This window comes from Novosphingobium arvoryzae, from assembly GCF_014652615.1.
Lineage (GTDB): Bacteria > Pseudomonadota > Alphaproteobacteria > Sphingomonadales > Sphingomonadaceae > Novosphingobium > Novosphingobium arvoryzae.
This window is the reverse complement of the sequence record NZ_BMZD01000008.1, coordinates 1-16,066: the sequence shown is the minus strand read 5'-3', so window position 1 is coordinate 16,066 and position 16,066 is coordinate 1. Positions and strand designations below refer to the sequence as shown.

Annotated in this window: 11 protein-coding genes; 10 read left to right on the top strand and 1 reads right to left on the bottom strand. The window is 65.4% G+C overall.

The genetic code is table 11. The features are described 5' to 3' along the window. Position 1 precedes the first annotated feature (1 nt). Genes IE113_RS13810 through IE113_RS13795 form a run of 4 tightly spaced genes read left to right on the top strand, consistent with a single transcriptional unit; the run spans position 2 to position 2,755 of the window. On the top strand, positions 2-346 hold the full coding sequence (locus IE113_RS13810; protein ID WP_189542478.1) for a hypothetical protein: 345 nt from the start codon (positions 2-4) through the stop codon (positions 344-346). Then, complete coding sequence (locus IE113_RS13805; protein ID WP_189542477.1) at positions 339-950, top strand: Dabb family protein; 612 nt, start codon at positions 339-341, stop codon at positions 948-950. Before IE113_RS13810 ends, IE113_RS13805 begins: the two co-directional genes overlap by 8 nt. A 13-nt stretch (positions 951-963) precedes the next feature. Then, positions 964-1,902 (top strand): alpha/beta hydrolase, encoded by a 939-nt coding sequence (locus IE113_RS13800; protein ID WP_189542475.1) that lies wholly within the window; start codon positions 964-966, stop codon positions 1,900-1,902. 1 nt (position 1,903) lies between these two features. Then, positions 1,904-2,755: an SDR family NAD(P)-dependent oxidoreductase gene (locus IE113_RS13795; protein WP_189542473.1), complete on the top strand. Its 852-nt coding sequence runs from the start codon at positions 1,904-1,906 to the stop codon at positions 2,753-2,755. A 65-nt stretch (positions 2,756-2,820) separates the two neighbouring features. Here the strand turns inward: IE113_RS13795 and IE113_RS13790 are convergent, their stop codons facing one another. Then, positions 2,821-4,743 (bottom strand): flavin-containing monooxygenase, encoded by a 1,923-nt coding sequence (locus IE113_RS13790; protein ID WP_189542470.1) that lies wholly within the window; start codon positions 4,741-4,743, stop codon positions 2,821-2,823. 317 nt (positions 4,744-5,060) lie between these two features. On the opposite strand from IE113_RS13790, the gene IE113_RS13785 reads away from it, so the two are divergent. From IE113_RS13785 to IE113_RS13760, 6 genes are all read left to right on the top strand, one after another. Beyond that, positions 5,061-7,508, top strand: coding sequence for a TonB-dependent receptor (locus IE113_RS13785; RefSeq protein WP_189542468.1), 2,448 nt, complete (start codon positions 5,061-5,063; stop codon positions 7,506-7,508). Positions 7,509-8,177: 669 nt separating this feature from the next. Then, on the top strand, positions 8,178-10,583 hold the full coding sequence (locus tag IE113_RS13780) for a TonB-dependent receptor (protein ID WP_189542466.1): 2,406 nt from the start codon (positions 8,178-8,180) through the stop codon (positions 10,581-10,583). A gap of 92 nt (positions 10,584-10,675) precedes the next feature. Further along, the gene (locus IE113_RS13775; protein ID WP_189542464.1) at positions 10,676-11,941 is read left to right on the top strand and encodes an MFS transporter; all 1,266 of its coding nucleotides are present in this window, start codon (positions 10,676-10,678) and stop codon (positions 11,939-11,941) included. Positions 11,942-12,048: 107 nt separating this feature from the next. Beyond that, complete coding sequence (locus IE113_RS13770; RefSeq protein WP_189542462.1) at positions 12,049-12,801, top strand: FadR/GntR family transcriptional regulator; 753 nt, start codon at positions 12,049-12,051, stop codon at positions 12,799-12,801. 67 nt (positions 12,802-12,868) lie between these two features. After that, positions 12,869-14,629: an SLC13 family permease gene (locus IE113_RS13765; protein ID WP_189542460.1), complete on the top strand. Its 1,761-nt coding sequence runs from the start codon at positions 12,869-12,871 to the stop codon at positions 14,627-14,629. 322 nt (positions 14,630-14,951) lie between these two features. Further along, entirely contained in the window at positions 14,952-16,025 is a 1,074-nt protein-coding gene (locus tag IE113_RS13760) for a tyrosine-type recombinase/integrase (RefSeq protein ID WP_189542458.1), read from the top strand. Positions 16,026-16,066: the final 41 nt, after the last annotated feature.

Sequence of the window (16,066 nt, the reverse complement as noted above, 5' to 3'; positions counted from 1 at the left end):
CATGGACCAGACCATCTTCATCATCGACGATATCGTCGCCGCCCCCGGTCGGGCGCGGGACCTGCTGGAGCTGTATCGCACCCGCTATGCCCCCGCCGCGCTGGCGCGGGGCATGGTGCTGGACCGCGAAATCGTCGCGCCGCCGATGTGGCTGGACGAGCTGTCCAATCGCCTGCTGATCACCTGGACGGTCACCGGCCCCGGTGGCTGGTGGGGGCAGGCGGTGCAATCGCGCTATGACCCCGCGGTCGAGGCGTTCTGGGCCGAAGCCGCCCCGCTGATCGCCTCGCGTGCACGCTATTTCGGATCGGCCGAGGCCGACGTGGAGGCCCTCAGCCATGTTTAACCTGATCTGCCTGGTCAGCGCGGATGAAGCCGCGCGCACTGACCTGACCGCGGCCCTCAAGGCGCTGAACGGTGCCGCCGCGCCGGTGATGGAAGGGAACTTCAACGGCGGCGATGTGGCAGCCCGCTTCGCGTTCGCGGACGAGTCGGCCTATCGCGCAGCCCGCCCCGCGATCGATGCCGCGATTGCCGCGGCCGGTGCCGTGCAGTGCAACTGGGCCCTGTTCGGCAACGGCCAGAGCGCCGTCGGTGCGCCCGGCCTGGCCGATGGGGTCTGGCGCGGCCTGCTGCTGTGTGCCGACCGCCCGCAGGCGACGGCCCGCCTGGCCGAGTTCGAGGCCGAAATGGTGCTGATGCCCAAATACATTCCGGCAATCCGCAACTGGCGGCTGGCGTCCGCCATCGAATCTGGCGGAGATCTGCCCTGGACCCACGTGTGGGAACAGGAATACGCCGACATCGGCGGACTGATGGGGCCATATATGCTGCACCCCTATCACTGGGCGGTGATCGACCGCTGGTTCGATCCCGAATGCCCCGACTGGATCGTCAACACCCGCCTGTGCCACAGCTTCGCCGCGTTCGGCGCGCCCGTGCTCGGCTGAGGGAGCGTCAGCCATGCCGGTAGACCCGCAGATCGAAGCCATGCTGGCCGCCGCGCCGCCCTGGCCGGGGGTGCGCAACATGGACCTGGCCACCTTGCGACAGGCCGTGCGCGACAGTTCGGTGATGCTCCCGCCCCCGCCCGATGCCCCGGTGGCAGCGGTGGAGGACCGGACCATCGACGGCCCCGGCGGTCCGCTGGGCCTGCGCCTCTACACGCCGGAGGGCAGCGCCCCCTTCCCCGTGGTCATCTATTGCCACGGCGGCGGCTATGTCGTGGGCGATCTCGACACGCAGGACATGATCGCCCGCGCGCTCTGCGCGTGGAGCGGGGCCATCGTCGTCTCGGTCGATTACCGGCTCGCCCCGGAACATCCCTTCCCCGCCGCGCCCGACGATACTTTCGCCGCGCTGCAATGGGCGGCGGGCCATGCCGCGGACTTTGGCGGTGATCCGGCCCGGCTGGCGGTGGCGGGCGACAGTGCGGGCGGCAATCTGGTTGCCGCCGCCGCGCTGCGCGCGCGCGACCTTGGCGGGCCGGCGCTACGCGCGCAGGTCAACATCTATGGCTCGTGCAACTACCCCTCGGAACTGACCGCATCGGCGCGCGAATTTGCCGCCGGGCCGCTGCTTCAGCAGGACGACATCGCGTGGTTCTATGAACAGTACCTGCACGATCCGGCCGTGCAGCAGCACGATCCGCAGGCCTCCCCCGTGCGCGCCGCCAGCCATGCGAACCTGCCGCCGACTTTCGTCGGCACGGCCGAATGCGACCCCTCGCGCGACGACGCCGAAGCCTTTGGCGCAAAGCTGGCCGCTGCGGGCGTGCCGGTTACCGTGAAGCGCTATCCCGGCATGGTCCATGGCTTTGCCTCGTGGGTCGGCTTCCTGCCGGGCGCGCGGGCCGTGCTGCAGGACGCGGCGGCCTTTCTGAAACTTCACCTGGAGAATTGACATGGGCCGCGATGTGGAAGTTTTCAGCCATGGCGTAGCGGTGATCACCGGGGCCGGTGCTGGCATCGGCGCCGGGCTGGCCCGGCGCGCGGGCGCATTGGGCATGACGGTGGTCGTCGCCGATGTCGATCTGGACCGGGCACAGGCCATTACCGGCGAGATCCGCGCGGCGGGCGGCCTCGCCGATCCGATCCGCGTCGATGTATCGCGCGCGGAAGAGCTCGACCGGCTGGCCGAAACGGTCCACGCCCGGCACGGCGATGTGCGCCTGCTGGTCAACAATGCCGGGATCGAGACGATCGGCTATAGCTGGGAAATCCCGGCCGAGCGCTGGGACGCGACGCTGGACATCAATGTGCACGGGGTGGTCCACGGCGTGCGCGCCTTTGCCCCCCGGATGCTGGCCAGTGGTCAGGAAGCCTGGATCGCCAACCTCGCCTCGATGGGGGCGTTCAGCGTGATGCCATGCCAGACGGCCTACATCATGACCAAGCATGCGGTGCAGGCATTCAGCGAATGCCTCTATCTGGAAATGCAGCTGAAAGGCGCGCCGATCCATGTCTGCTCGATCATGCCCGGCATGCTCAAGACCAGCATCTTCGAAGCCAGCGCCGGTGCGGGCGAACCGCCCGCCGCCGCCACGCATCGCCGCAAGATGTTCGAGATGATGCGCGATTACGGCATGGACCTGGCCGAAGGGTGCCAGCGCATCATGGAGCAGGTCGCGGAAGGCCGGTTCTGGGTCCATACCCAGCCCGACATGACGATGTCCGCGATTGAAAGCCGCATCGCCTTCTTCAACAGCCAGCAGCCGCCCGTGATGAACGAGGCCGTGCGCGAGCTGGTCGACTGACGGCCAAACCATTGCTGCGGTATCCGGCGGGGCACTGAGAGGGTGCGCCCCGCCGGTTCCGCACGTCAGCGATGCAGCACGTAGCTGCCTTCGGCCGGGGCGCGGGTTTCGTTGAAGAAGTCCACCAGCCGCCACGGCCACGACAGGAAGATGCGGCGCTTGCTGTTCATGTAATAGCTGCTGGCGCGCGGGTGCGACCAGATCATCTGCGGCATCCTGGCCTCGACCTTGCGGTTCCAGTCGTCATAGGCCTGCTCGGTCACCTCGAACGACTTTGCCCCGGCTTCGGTCACGCGGTCCAGTGCCTCGATGATCCAGTTGACCTGGCATTCCGAAATCAGGTTCTGCCCGGCAGCGTGGTTGGGGGCGCTGTTGGGGCCGACGGTGTGGAAGTAGTTGGGATACCCCGGCACGCACATGCCCATGTAGGACCGCGCATCCTCCTCGCCCCATTCCGCGCCCAGATCGCGCCCGCCGATGCCCTTGACCGTCAGGTTGCCCAGCATCCTGGCCACGTTGAACCCGGTGGCGCAGACGATCACGTCGCATTCGAACACGCTGCCGTCCTTCGCCTCGATCCCGTTCGGCAGGATCCGCGCGATGCCCTTGTTTTCCAGCGTGACGTTGGGCCGCAGCAGCGCGTCGAACCAGCCGTTGTCCAGCACGATCCGCTTCGAAAAGATCGGGAAGTCTGGCGTCAGCTTCTCGATCAGGTCGGGCCGGTCGGCGAACTTCTGGTGCAGGTAGGACAGGGCATATTGCCGGGTCATCTCGTTGAGTTCCGACACCGCCAGGTCGTTGCCGACCCAGGCCGGGTCCTGCAACACGTTGGCAAACAGGCCGTCCGCCGCCGCCCAATAGACCTTGAAGCGGAACCATTCCTTGAAGCCGGGAATGTTGCGCAGCGCCCACTGCATCCCGGCGCTCACCTCGTCGGCGATTTCCGGGTTGTGGATCACCCAGTGCGGGGTGCGCTGATAGACGGTCAGGCTTGCCACTTCGGGGGCAATCGCGCCGACCAGCTGCGCGGCGCTGGCGGCCGTGCCGATCACCGCCACGCGCTTGCCCTTCAGGTCAAGGTCGGCGGGCCAGTCGGCGGTATGGACCACGGGACCGTTGAAATCGGCAAGGCCGGGAATGTCGGGCCACTTGAAGCGGTTGACCGGGCCATGGCCGTTGATCACCGCGTTGACCACCAGGTCTTCCGTCCGGCCATCCGGGCGGCGGACGGTGACGGTCCACATGCCGCTCGCCTCGTCATAAACCAGCGTTTCGACGCGGGTGTTGAATTGCACGTTGCGGCGCAGCCCATACTTGTCGGCCACCTCCACCATGTAGCGCTGCATGTCCGCGCCCTGCGGGTGGTAATGGTGCCAGTCCGGCCAGATTTCCCAGCTGAAGCTGTAGAAATGGCTGGGCGTATCGACTCCGACGCCGGGGTAGCGGTTTTCGTACCAGGTGCCGCCGACTTCGGCGTTCTTCTCGATCACCACATAGTCATAGCCCGCTTCCTCCAGCTTGATCGCGGCGGCCATCCCGGTCATCCCGGCGCCGATCACCAGCACCTTGAAGTTCGCGGGGCGGCTCGCCCGGCCCGGCAGGGCCGAACGGTCGATCCACGGGCGGAAGCCGCACTGGTCGAAGGCGAGTTCGATGAATTCCTGCTCCACCGGCTCACCGACCATCACCGACATGATGCGCTGGAACAGGGCATCATCGGGCGCGCCAGTGGCAAGGCCCTCACCAGTGACCAGCAAGTGGTGCAGCTTGCCGCGCAAGTCCGCCGCGAGATCATCGGGAATGGACGTCGGCACCGGCGCGAACGCGGGCCGGATGCAATCGGCAAACCGGTCCAGCATGGCCGCGTCGTGCGACAGGTGCACGTAAACCGCCAGCAGGGTGGGCAGATTGGCCTGCGCCAGGGCCTGTTGCAGCTCCGGCGAATCTGCGAGCGGCAGGCTCGCGGCAGGGTTCAGCACTTGCGACATCGCGGACTCCCATTTCCCTCGATCAATCTTGTGAGTGTTTACTCACATATTGCCGGATGGACTGCAAGCCCCTGTTTGCGACTTTTGACGAACGGCATGGATCATTTCATCGCAGCCACCGCGCCCCGTTGACGCCGTGGATCCTCATGGGTAAGTATATACTCACAAATAAGCGGGCAACCAACCGACTCGTGACCGGGAAGAGTGATGAAACGCGGGCCCAGACGGGCCGCTGTTGCGCATGATTCCCAGCGATCGCGTCGATTGGCAGCCCGGCAAGCAATCCGGCTGACAAGCCTGAACTGGGGAGGGAATGCATGCGCATCACAAAGCTTCGTCGTCTGGCCATCCTGGCCTGCGGGTCATCCGCACTGGCATTTTCCGGCCATGCGCAGGCAGAGGAGGCCGATGGCAGCGGTGACAGCAGCACCGACATCATCGTCACCGCCACCCGCGATTCCCGCAGCCTGCAGGAAGTGGCAATGCAGGTGAACGTCGCGACGGGCGAGCAGCTTGAAAAGCTGAGCCTGTTCGACATCAAGGACATCTCGCAGCTCGCGCCGGGGCTTGATCTCAACAACAACGACCCGCGCAAGAACACCACCACGCTGCGCGGCATCTCGTTCGATCCCGATCAGGGCACCAGCCCGACGGTGGAAGTCTACTTCAACGAAATTCCGACCGACGCGCAGACCGTCTACACCGCGATGTACGACGTTGCGCAGATCGAAGTGCTGCGCGGTCCCCAGGGCCTGCTGCGCGGGCTGTCGGCCCCGGCGGGCTCCATCACCATCGCCACCCGCCGCCCCGATTTCGGCGTGACGGAAGGCTATGCCCAGGCCAGCGCGACCGATCGCGGCGGCGTGAACGTGCAGGGCGGCGTGACGCTGCCGCTGTCGGATACGCTGGCGCTGCGCGTGGCCGGGCTCTACGACGGCAACCGGGTCAATCACGTCCGCAACCTGACGCTGGCCAACAAGCGCGGCTACAACACCACGGCCAGCGGCCGCGTGACGCTGGGCTTCCAGCCGAGCGAGGCCTTCACCGCCTACCTCAGCTATCAGTACCTCAATTCCGATGCGAAATCGTACCAGCAGGTTGTCGGCACCGGGAACACGCCGCAGCGCGTCTATTCCGAGATTTTCGGCATCCCCAGCATCTTCATGCCGCCCTCGTTCGGCGGCGGACCGTTCGCAACCAACACCGCCGTCCGTTCCGGCCCGGCGCTGACCGCGGGCAATTATGCGGCGGTGTCGGACAGCGGCTATCGTATCCGCAACAAGACGCATATCGTGAACCTGTCGGCGGATTACGATCTGGGCCCGGCAACGTTGTCATTCGTCGGCGCGCACCAGTACAGCCGCGTGCTGACCGACCGCGACCAGGATCTGGGCAATGCCATTCCCGGCTATGTCCAGAAGAACTTCGTCTCCGTGCCCAGCAAGTTCGACACGCAGGAACTGCGGCTCCATTCGAACAATACCGAAGGGTTCGGGTGGAGCGTGAGCGCCTTCCACTACAACCGCACGGGCGATGTCATCAACGACATCTATAACGACCTGTTCGTCTACAACACCGACCCCAACGGCTTCGTCAAGGCGCCGCTGGGCGCGGGCGGTTCGTTCATCACGGTGCCGAACAAGCTGCCGCTGCTGGTCCACGTGGTCGTTCCGGTGCGCAACAGCACCTGGTCGTTCGCGGGCAACCTGCGCTACAATTCCGGGCCGCTGCGGATCGAGGCGGGGCTGCGCTATTCGATCCGTCGCAGCACCCAGACGACCCAGATCACCACCACCGGCTTCCAGAACAGCGGCCCGAACGAAGCGATCCCGGCCAACCTTCAGCGCACCACGGCCAAACCGTGGACCGGCGGCGCGAACATCAGTTATGACGTGACCGACACGCTCACTGTCTATGCCGCCTATGGCCACTCGTATCGCGCGCCGACCACCGGGGTGTCGCTGCCGGCCGGGATCACCGCCGACCTGATCCGCACCAAGGAGGAAAAGACGGATTCGTTCGAAGCGGGCATCAAGGGCAAGGTGCTGGGCCGCCTGAACTACAGCGTGGCCGGATTCTACCAGAAGTTCGACGGCTACATTCGCCGCTTCGAGCAGATCTACTGGGTGTCTGCCGCCGACCCCCAGGGCCAGGGCTTCTTCGGCTTCAACTATAACGGCGATGCCGAAGTGAAGGGCATCGAAGCCTCGCTCGACGGGCGGGTGACGGAAAACTGGGGCATCGGCCTCAGCGCATCCTATGCCAAGGCGCGCTACAAGAACGCGCTGCTGCCCTGCAACGACTACGCCGGAACGGGCAAGCCCAACCAGACCGGCGCGCCGCGCGTCACCGGGACCGGCAATGTCAGCTATTGCCGCAACAACGGGCGGATTTCGGATACTCCCGATTTCGGCCTGACCGCCAACACCGAAGTCCGCTTCCCGATGGGTTCGGTCACGCCGTTCGCCTCGGCCATGCTGGCCTATCGCCCCGGCTTCTTCTCGCAGACGGTGCAGTACGACTATGATGCGCGGACCCAGCTCAACGCATTCGTCGGGGTGCGCGGGCCGGATGACAAGTGGTCGGTCACGGTATTTGCCCGCAACCTGCTCAACCAGCAGAAGATCACCAACATCACGCTGGGCACCCAGACCATCAGCTCGATCCTCGCCGGGGTGGGCGGCGGCGTTTATGACTCCGGCTATCGCCCGGTCAATGTCATGAACCCGCGCGAATTCGGGGCCACGCTGGGCTTCAAGTTCTAGCGCCTGCCTTCCGGCAGCGGCACGACGGGCTTCGGGAGCGATCCCGAAGTCCGTTTGCGTTGGGGCCGGAGCAGTTGCCCCCGGCGCCGAAGCGGTCCGCACCAAAGGCGCCTGTCCCGAAGCAGGGCTGCCCCATCACGGCGCAAGTCGCGACCATCGCCGCAGATCTGGCAAAGCGGCGACAGACCCGAAGAGGCGGCCATCGCGCAGGCTGCCGCGCAAACTCCGGTACGCCGGGTGGTAGCGGATCGCCCGCCTCATGTGTCCGTAACAGCCGTGCCTGGCGACCAGGCACCTCCGCGACTCCGGGCAGCGAAGAGGCAAACCCGCCTGACCAATCCCTGCCCGGCGGGTCAAAATACCGTGTCATCCGGGCCACGCCGCCAATTCCCGCATCATCGAAAACTGGCCTTACCAGGATTGCGATTGCAATCTGACTTTGGTCAAGCCGAATGCCGCGAAACTCGGAAAATCGAGGAATTGCGCCATCTTTGCGGCCAGCCCGTGCGAAACCCGGACTGTCTCGATTATGCCGGAAACAGCCCGAACTGCCGATCCCGCCGCCGCTCGCACAGACACTCCTGAGACTGGACAGATTAATTATGGGTTGATTGACTGATCAGACTGTGCAATTGGCCTGTCCAAAGTGGTAAGTCTGGGAGGACAGCAATGCACAAGAAGACTATGTTGATCGCCGGCGCATCGATCCTGGCATTCGCCCAGGCTGCTCAGGCCCAGGAGGCAACGGCAGAGGAAGCCGTTAATAGCGGGCTGGAAGATATCGTCGTCACTGCGCAGAAGCGCGAACAGAACATGCAGTCCGTTCCCGTCGCGGTTACCGCGCTGTCGGGTGAAGCCATCGCCAACCAGCGGATCGCCGACTTCTCCGACCTGACGCGCGCCGCGCCGTCGCTGACGATCACGCAGACCACGTCCTCGCCCAACAACTCGATCATCCTGCGCGGCATCGGCACGTTCGCCTTCTCGATCGGCGTCGAGCCCAGCGTGGCAGTGATCATCGATGACATGCCCGTGGTGCAGCAGGCCCAGGCCTTCGACAACATGGCCGACCTGTCGCGGATCGAAGTGCTGAAGGGTCCGCAGGGCACGCTGTTCGGCAAGAACTCGTCGGCCGGCGTCGTGAACATCGTCACCAAGGATCCGGGCTCCAGCTTCGAAGGCTCGATCGGCGCAACCGTGGCCACCGATGGCGATGTCCGCGCCGAAGCGATGGTGTCCACCCCGCTCGCCGATGGCGTCGGCCTGCGCCTGACCGGCTTCTACCACGATTACCCCGGCAACGTGCGCAACCTGACCTCTGGTCGCAAGCTGAACGACCAGAGCAACTATGGCGTGCGCGCCAAGCTGCGCGCAGAACTGGGCAGCGCGGTCACGCTCACGCTCACCGGTGCCTATTCCAAGGCTACCCAGGACGGGACCGCCACCACGATCCGCGAGATTCGCGGCACCGGCACCCCGCGCGTGTTCGGCAGCCCGGCCCTGCCCCTGCTGCCCAGCCTGACCGGCATCACGCCCGGCGCCGGCAACACCAACGCCCGCGTCGATGCCTTTGGCGCGACCGAAAACGAGACCGCCAGCATTGCCGGCAAGCTCTCGGTCGACCTCGGCTTTGCCGACCTGATTTCGGTCACGGCCTTCCAGGACTGGAAGTACAACTTCCAGAACGATTTCGATAACACCGACCTCAACGTGCTTTCGGCCTTTACCGGCGGCGCGGTCAACGGCGGCCTCACGCAGAGCGGCCCCTATCACTCGAAGAACTTCACGCAGGAACTGCGGCTCGTTTCGGGCGGCAGCAGCGCCCTGAAGTATGTCGTGGGCGGGTTCTATTCGAACGCCCGCACCACCCGCGCGTTCCTGCGCGGCCCGGTGGTGGCCGTGGCGAACTGGTCGGCCCGCAACACCAGCGAGACGCTGGGCCTGTTCGCGCAGCTTGACTACACGCTGCCGACCAACACCACGATCAGCGGCGGCGTGCGTTACAACCATGAAAAGATCGCCGTTGCCTTTGACAACAACGTTGCCGGCGCCACGGCCAACCAGTGCGCCCCAGGCAACCCGCTGTGCCGCGGTTCGAACACTGACGAGGTGGTGACCTGGAAGGGCTCGATCTCGCAGGAACTGGCACAGCAGGTCATGGTCTATGGGTCGGTCGCGCGGGGCTACAAGGGCTTTGCCTACGACATCACGTCGGGCTTCAACCCGGCCCGCATCAACGGCGCTCTCAATGGCACCGGCGCTGGCCTGATCGGCGTCGGTCCGGTCAAGCCGGAAACCTCGACCTCGTACGAGCTGGGCCTCAAGAGCCGCTTTGCAGACAACCGCATCCAGTTCAACCTGATCGGCTTCCTGACGAACTACAACAACTTCCAGGCCCAGTCGGCGATTCTCGTCGGCACCCCGCCGGCACCGCAGTTCGTGCTCAACAACGTCGGCAAGCTGCGCACCAAGGGCTTCGAGGTGGAACTCGTCGCGAAGCCGTCGGACTGGCTGAAGATCGATGCCGGCGCGGCTTATACCGATGCGGTCATGACCAGTTTCCCGCAGGCCCAGGGCTATCCGGGCCAGACCGGGCAGATCTGGAATGGCACCGCTTCGGTCCTCGTCGGCCCCTGCGTCTCGGCTGCTGCGGCCACCGCCGCTGCCCCGCGCACGACCTGCGCCTTCCAGGACCGCTCGGGCGCCCGCCTGCCCAACTCGCCGCGCTTCAAGTGGAACATTGGTGCGACCGCCGACTTCCCGCTGGGCGATGCAACCGGCACGGCGATCATCAGCTACCAGCACCAGAGCGCGGTCAACTTCGACCTGCTTGGCAACCCGCTGACCGTGCAGAAGGGCTATGGCGTGATGAACGCCAGCCTTGGCGCCGAATTCGGCTCGGTGAAGCTGGTCGCCTTCGTCAACAATCTGTTCAACAAGCGCTATGCTTCCAGCCTGTCCGACGGTTTCGGCACGCTGGGTGGCAGCGCCAGCAACGACACCCACGTCATTTACCAGTTCCTCAGCCGCGATTCCCAGCGCTATGCCGGGATCAAGGCAACCGTCAGCTTCTGATCCAGTCCACCCCCCTGCCGGATCGGGATTGCCTTGGCGGTCCCGATCCGGTCCTTTCCTGGCCGGGGCAGGCAATCGAAGGGAATTGAGGCATGCTGAAGCGACTGCCGCTGCGCTGGTGGATCATCGGACTGGTCACCCTCGGAACGATCCTGAACTACCTCGCTCGTTCGACACTTTCGGTCGCAGCCCCGACTCTCAAAGACGAATTCTCGATGACGACCGAGCAGTACAGCTGGGTCGTGCTGGCCTTTCAGGCCAGCTATACGGTCATGCAGACCGTGGCCGGATCGGTGCTCGACGCACTCGGAACCCGGCTGGGCTTCTTCGTGTTCGCGGTGGGCTGGGCCGTTGCCAACATGGCCCACGCCATGGCCACCGGCTGGCAGAGCCTGGCCTTCTTCCGCGCCGCGCTGGGCGCGACCGAAGCGGCCGCCATTCCGGCCGGGGCAAAGACCGTCGCCACCTGGTTCCCGCCGCGTGAAAAGCCGCTGGCGACCAGCCTGTTCCAGATGGGCACCAGCGTCGGCAACATGATCGCCCCGCCGCTGGTGGCCTTCTGCATCCTGGCGTGGAACTGGCAGGCGGCCTTTATCGTCACCGGCGCCCTGTCGCTGCTCTGGGCGGGATTGTGGTGGACCGGATACCGCGATCCGGGCGAACACCCGCGCCTGTCGGCAGAGGAACGCGCCGTGATCGAAAGCGGTCGCAGCGACGAGCTGCCCGGCAAGCCCGCGACCAAGCGCGATGTGCTGCAAAGCCGCTCGTTCTGGGCAATTGCCGTGCCGCGCTTCCTGTCGGAGCCGGCGTGGCAGACCTTCAACTTCTTCATCCCGCTCTATCTGGTCGCGGTGTGGAACCTCGATCTCAAGTCGATCGCGCTGTGGGCCTGGCTGCCCTTCCTGGCCGCCGATTTCGGCAGCCTGGCCGCCGGACTGTTGCCGACCTGGCTGATGAAACCCAACCGGTTCTCCTCGCAGGGGGTTTCGCTGATCGCCAGCCGCAAGATCACGATGACGCTGGGGGCCTTGTGCATGATCGGCCCGGCCTGCATTGGCCTCGCCACCTCGCCGGGGGTTGCCATCGCCCTGTTCTGCATCGGCGGCTTCGCCCACCAGATGCTCAACGGCGCGCTGATCACCCTGTGCGCCGACGTGTTCGATGCCCGCACGGTCGGCACGGCCAGCGGCATGGCGGGTACGTCGGCGTGGATCGGGGGTATGCTGTTCACGCTGCTGATCGGCCAGAGCGCCGACCAGTTCGGCTACAACCCGCTGTTCGTTGCACTGGCCGCGCTGGATCTGCTGGCTGCGGGGGTGTTGTGGGTCCTGCTGCGCGAGCGCTTTGCCAAGGCCTGAGCCCCGCGCAGCACCCGCGCCAGCCCGGTTCATCTGCCGAAAAGTGTGCACCGCAGCGCAACTTCGGCCTGTCAATTCTGGAAGATTGGTAATACCATCAGCACCCTATGGCAAACATTCAGCCCAATGATCGCCTTTACCAGGATCTGGCCCGCGCCCTGATCGAGGAAATTTCGAGCGGGCGTTACCCTGTCGGCAGCCGCCTGCCTGCGGAACGCGAACTTGCCGCGCGGTTCGAAGTGAGCCGCCCGACCGTGCGCGAGGCGATCATCGCGCTGGAAGTGCAGAACCTGGTCGAAGTGCGGATCGGCTCCGGCGCATACGTCAAGCGCCTGCCCGGAGACGAGGACCGCCCCGGTTTCGACGTGACCGCGTTCGAGCTGACCGAAGCGCGCCTGCTGTTCGAGAGCGAGGCCGCGGCCCTGGCTGCGACCCAGATCACGAAGGCCGAACTTCAGGAAATCGAAGCGCTGGTGCAGCAGATCGCGATCGAGAACCAGGACCCCAACGGCACCGAAAAGGCAGACCGCGAATTCCACCTCGCCATTGCCCGCGCCACCCGCAACCTCGCCGTCTACAAGGTGATCGAGCAGTTGTGGGACATGCGCGCAAGCTCGGCCGAGGCCGCCCTGCTGCATGAAAAGGCCCGGCACGCCAACGTGAAGCCCGTGGTGGCTGAACACACCGCCATCCTCGACGCCCTGCGCGCGGGCGATTCCCATGCCGCCCGCGCGGCCATGCGCGTGCATCTCTCCGCCGTGCTGGATGGCCTGCTGTTTGCCACCGAAGAGCGGGCCCTGGCCGAAGCGCGCCGGGCGACCCAGGCCAAGCGCGAACGCTACGCCCGCGCGACGGCCTGACCGTCCCGTCCGGCAGTGCGGGTGGCAGGTGCTTGCCCACGGGGGTATTCCTGCTTAGGTCCGGGGCATGATGCCCGGCCTTGATCATGCCGTTCTGATCACGCTGATTTTCGTGGCTGGCCTGTTCGGCTTTGCGACCGACCGGGTGCGGCATGATCTGGTCGCACTGCTGATGCTGGGTGCCTCTGTCGTGCTGGGCATCGTACCCGGCAAGCAGGCATTCTCCGGATTCGGCGATCCGGTGGTAATCACGGTTGCCGCAGTCATGATCGTCAGCGCGGCCATTTCGCGATCCGGCATCCTGGCCCACGCCCTGCGCCCCCTGCGCCGGGTGATGCACCGGGAAAGCGGCATTGCGGCGACTTATGCCCTGCTTTGCGGCATCGCCTCCGCGTTCATGAACAACGTCGGCGCGCTTGCCCTGCTGCTGCCTGCCGCCCTGGCAACCTGCCGTTCCGCAAAGGTCGCGCCCAGCCGCATCCTCATGCCGATGGCCTTCGCCTCGCTGCTGGGCGGGCTGGTCACGCTGATCGGGACCCCGCCCAACGTGATCCTGGCCGAATTGCGCGCCGATTACGACAGGCCTGCATTCGGGATGTTCGATTTCACCTGGGTCGGCCTGCCGCTCGCTCTGGCGGGGCTTGTCTTGACCTTGCTGATGGTCCGCTTTCTGCCATCCCGCGCCAGCAGCGATGCCGAACCGCTGAAATTCAGGATCGCGGACTACCTGTTCGAACTGCGGATACCCAAAGGCTATCGGCGCACCCTGACAGTCGAGCAGCTCGCGGCAACCGGCACGGGCGAGGACCGTCTGGCCGTGCACGCGATCGACCGGGGCGGACTGCTCTTCACCGCTCCCCGGCTGAGCCGCGCGTTCCGCCCCGGCGACATCGTCCAGGTCGAGGGCCGGGCGCCGGTGGTGGAGCAGGCGCTTGAACGGTTCGGACTGGAACTGGCCTCCGACGCGGAGGACGACCTGCTCGAAGGCTCGTTTGCCGAATGCGTCGTAACCGACAGGAGCGCGCTCATCGCCAGCGGGAACCCCTCGCTCTTGCTGGAACAATCCGGAGCGGCCTTGGTCGCAATCAGCCGGCGCGGCAAAAACATCGCGGAAGGTCTGGCCGCGCTGCGGCTGCAACCGGGCGACGTGATCCTGGTGCAGATCGCGCAGGAGCGGGTTGGCGAGCTGGTCAACGCCTTCGATCTGCTGCCCTTGGCCGAACGCCCCCTGAACCTGCGCCTGGCCGCGCGGGACTGGTTGCCGCTGGCCGCGCTGGTCGGAGCGATCGCGGCGGCATCGACCGGCCTGGCCAACCTCGCGGTCTCACTGGTGCTGGCCGTCGTCATGCTGGGCCTGACCGGGCGGCTGAAGAGCCAGGTCTATCAGGACATCGACTGGCCGATCATCATCCTGCTGGCAGCGCTGATTCCAGTGGCCCAGGCCTTTTCCGACAGCGGCGCGGGCGATGCGATCGCCGGCATGATCAGCGCGTTCGGCCAGGATCGGCCGGACTGGCTGATGATCGCCGTCACGCTGGGCCTGACCATGGCGATCACGCCCTTTCTCAACAACGCCGCGGCCGTCCTGATCATGGGGCCGATCGCCGCCGAGACCGGCCTCGCCACCGGCACCGCGGTCGATGCCATGCTGATGGCGGTCGCAATCGGCGCCTCGTGCGATTTCCTGACCCCGATCGGCCACCAGTCGAACACGCTGGTCTGGGGCCCGGGCGGCTACCGCTTCTCCGACTACGCCCGCGTCGGCACCCCGCTGACCGCGCTGGTCCTGATACTGGGAACGACCTTGATCACGCTGGTCTGGAGCTAGCCAACGCACAGCAGCCGCCGACGCCCCGCAGCACCCCCGCGCCCCGGACAGCAAAAAGCCCGGAAAAATCCGGGCCTTTTGGTCTTTTTGCCTGCTTGGAAGCAGTAATGGTGCCAGAAGAGGCGTAAAAATTCTGTCTCAGGCAATGCCGAGGCATCCCTAACCACACTGTAATCTTGCCAATTTGGCTTGTAAGGTGTTCGCGGTCGGTCGCTCACATTTGCCTGAAATCCCACTGATTTGTGGGAACGAATGTGGGAGCATTTTCGGCGACCTTTCCGTGGGAACGGAAGCCGAAGATTCCCTAAACGGGACTCGAACGATGGCACTGACTGCATTGAAAGTGAAGAACGCGAAACCGGGCCGTTATGTCGACGGCCGTGGCCTTTGCCTACTGGTCAAGGAGAGCGGCGCGGCGACCTGGGTGCTGCGTATGCAGCACAAAGGCAGACGGAGGGATTACGGGCTCGGCTCTGCCTTGGACGTGTCCCTTGTCGAAGCCCGAGAGGCGGCAACGGCGCTGCGGAGCAAAGTTAGGGCTGGTGCTGATCCGGTGGCTGAGCGGCGCAAGGCACGCAAAGTCATACCGAGTTTCGAGACGGCGGCGCGCGACTGCTACGACGCGTTGAAGGAGGGCTGGAAGAACCGCCGCTACGCGAACTGGATTTCCAGCTTCGAGAACCACGTATTCCCGCACATCGGCACCAAGCCGGTTGATCAGGTGGACAGCGCCTGTGTTGTCACCGTGCTGTCGCCCATCTGGCTGGAAATACCGGAAACAGCACGTCGCCTGCTTCAGCGCATAGGCGCAGTCCTGGACTTCGCCCATATCAAGGGCTGGCGGGCCGAGGAGGCTGCCCTGCGTTCGGTGCGAAAGGGCCTTCCGCGCCAGACAGCGAAAGCGGTGCACCTTGAAGCAATGCCGTTTGCCGAGGTGCCAGCACTTATGGCCCAATTGGCAGCAGCGTCGCCTACGACTGGTAGAGATGCACTGCGCTTCACGATCTACAACGCTGTGCGCTCTAACGAGACGCGCTTCGCGGTTTGGACCGAATTCGACCTCGACAAGGCCATTTGGACAATCCCCGGCGAGCGCATGAAGGCGCGTGAAACCCATGTCGTGCCACTGTCGCCGCCCGCCGTGGCGCTGCTGCGCAAGCGGTGGGAAGAACGGACCAGCGATGACGGGCTTGTATTCTCCGCAGACGGCGAAAAGCCGATCAGTGACATGACGATGACCAAATTGCTCCGCAACGACGGGATCACCGGCGCGACGGTTCACGGCTTCCGCTCGTCCTTCACGGACTGGGCAGCGGAGAAGACAGATTTCCCGAAGGAAGTTGGACACCTCGAAGAACCGGCTGTTTTTGGCTTGACGGCGGCGCGAGGGGTCTGATGGCGGCTTTTGAGACGTGAGGGTTGGCCTTTTCGGCCCGG

Coding starts and splice junctions, on each gene's coding strand:
- IE113_RS13810 (WP_189542478.1), top strand. CDS start 2: ATGGACCAGACCATCTTCATCATCGACGATATCGTCGCCGCCCCCGGT.
- IE113_RS13805 (WP_189542477.1), top strand. CDS start 339: ATGTTTAACCTGATCTGCCTGGTCAGCGCGGATGAAGCCGCGCGCACT.
- IE113_RS13800 (WP_189542475.1), top strand. CDS start 964: ATGCCGGTAGACCCGCAGATCGAAGCCATGCTGGCCGCCGCGCCGCCC.
- IE113_RS13795 (WP_189542473.1), top strand. CDS start 1,904: ATGGGCCGCGATGTGGAAGTTTTCAGCCATGGCGTAGCGGTGATCACC.
- IE113_RS13790 (WP_189542470.1), bottom strand. CDS start 4,743: ATGTCGCAAGTGCTGAACCCTGCCGCGAGCCTGCCGCTCGCAGATTCG.
- IE113_RS13785 (WP_189542468.1), top strand. CDS start 5,061: ATGCGCATCACAAAGCTTCGTCGTCTGGCCATCCTGGCCTGCGGGTCA.
- IE113_RS13780 (WP_189542466.1), top strand. CDS start 8,178: ATGCACAAGAAGACTATGTTGATCGCCGGCGCATCGATCCTGGCATTC.
- IE113_RS13775 (WP_189542464.1), top strand. CDS start 10,676: ATGCTGAAGCGACTGCCGCTGCGCTGGTGGATCATCGGACTGGTCACC.
- IE113_RS13770 (WP_189542462.1), top strand. CDS start 12,049: ATGGCAAACATTCAGCCCAATGATCGCCTTTACCAGGATCTGGCCCGC.
- IE113_RS13765 (WP_189542460.1), top strand. CDS start 12,869: ATGATGCCCGGCCTTGATCATGCCGTTCTGATCACGCTGATTTTCGTG.
- IE113_RS13760 (WP_189542458.1), top strand. CDS start 14,952: ATGGCACTGACTGCATTGAAAGTGAAGAACGCGAAACCGGGCCGTTAT.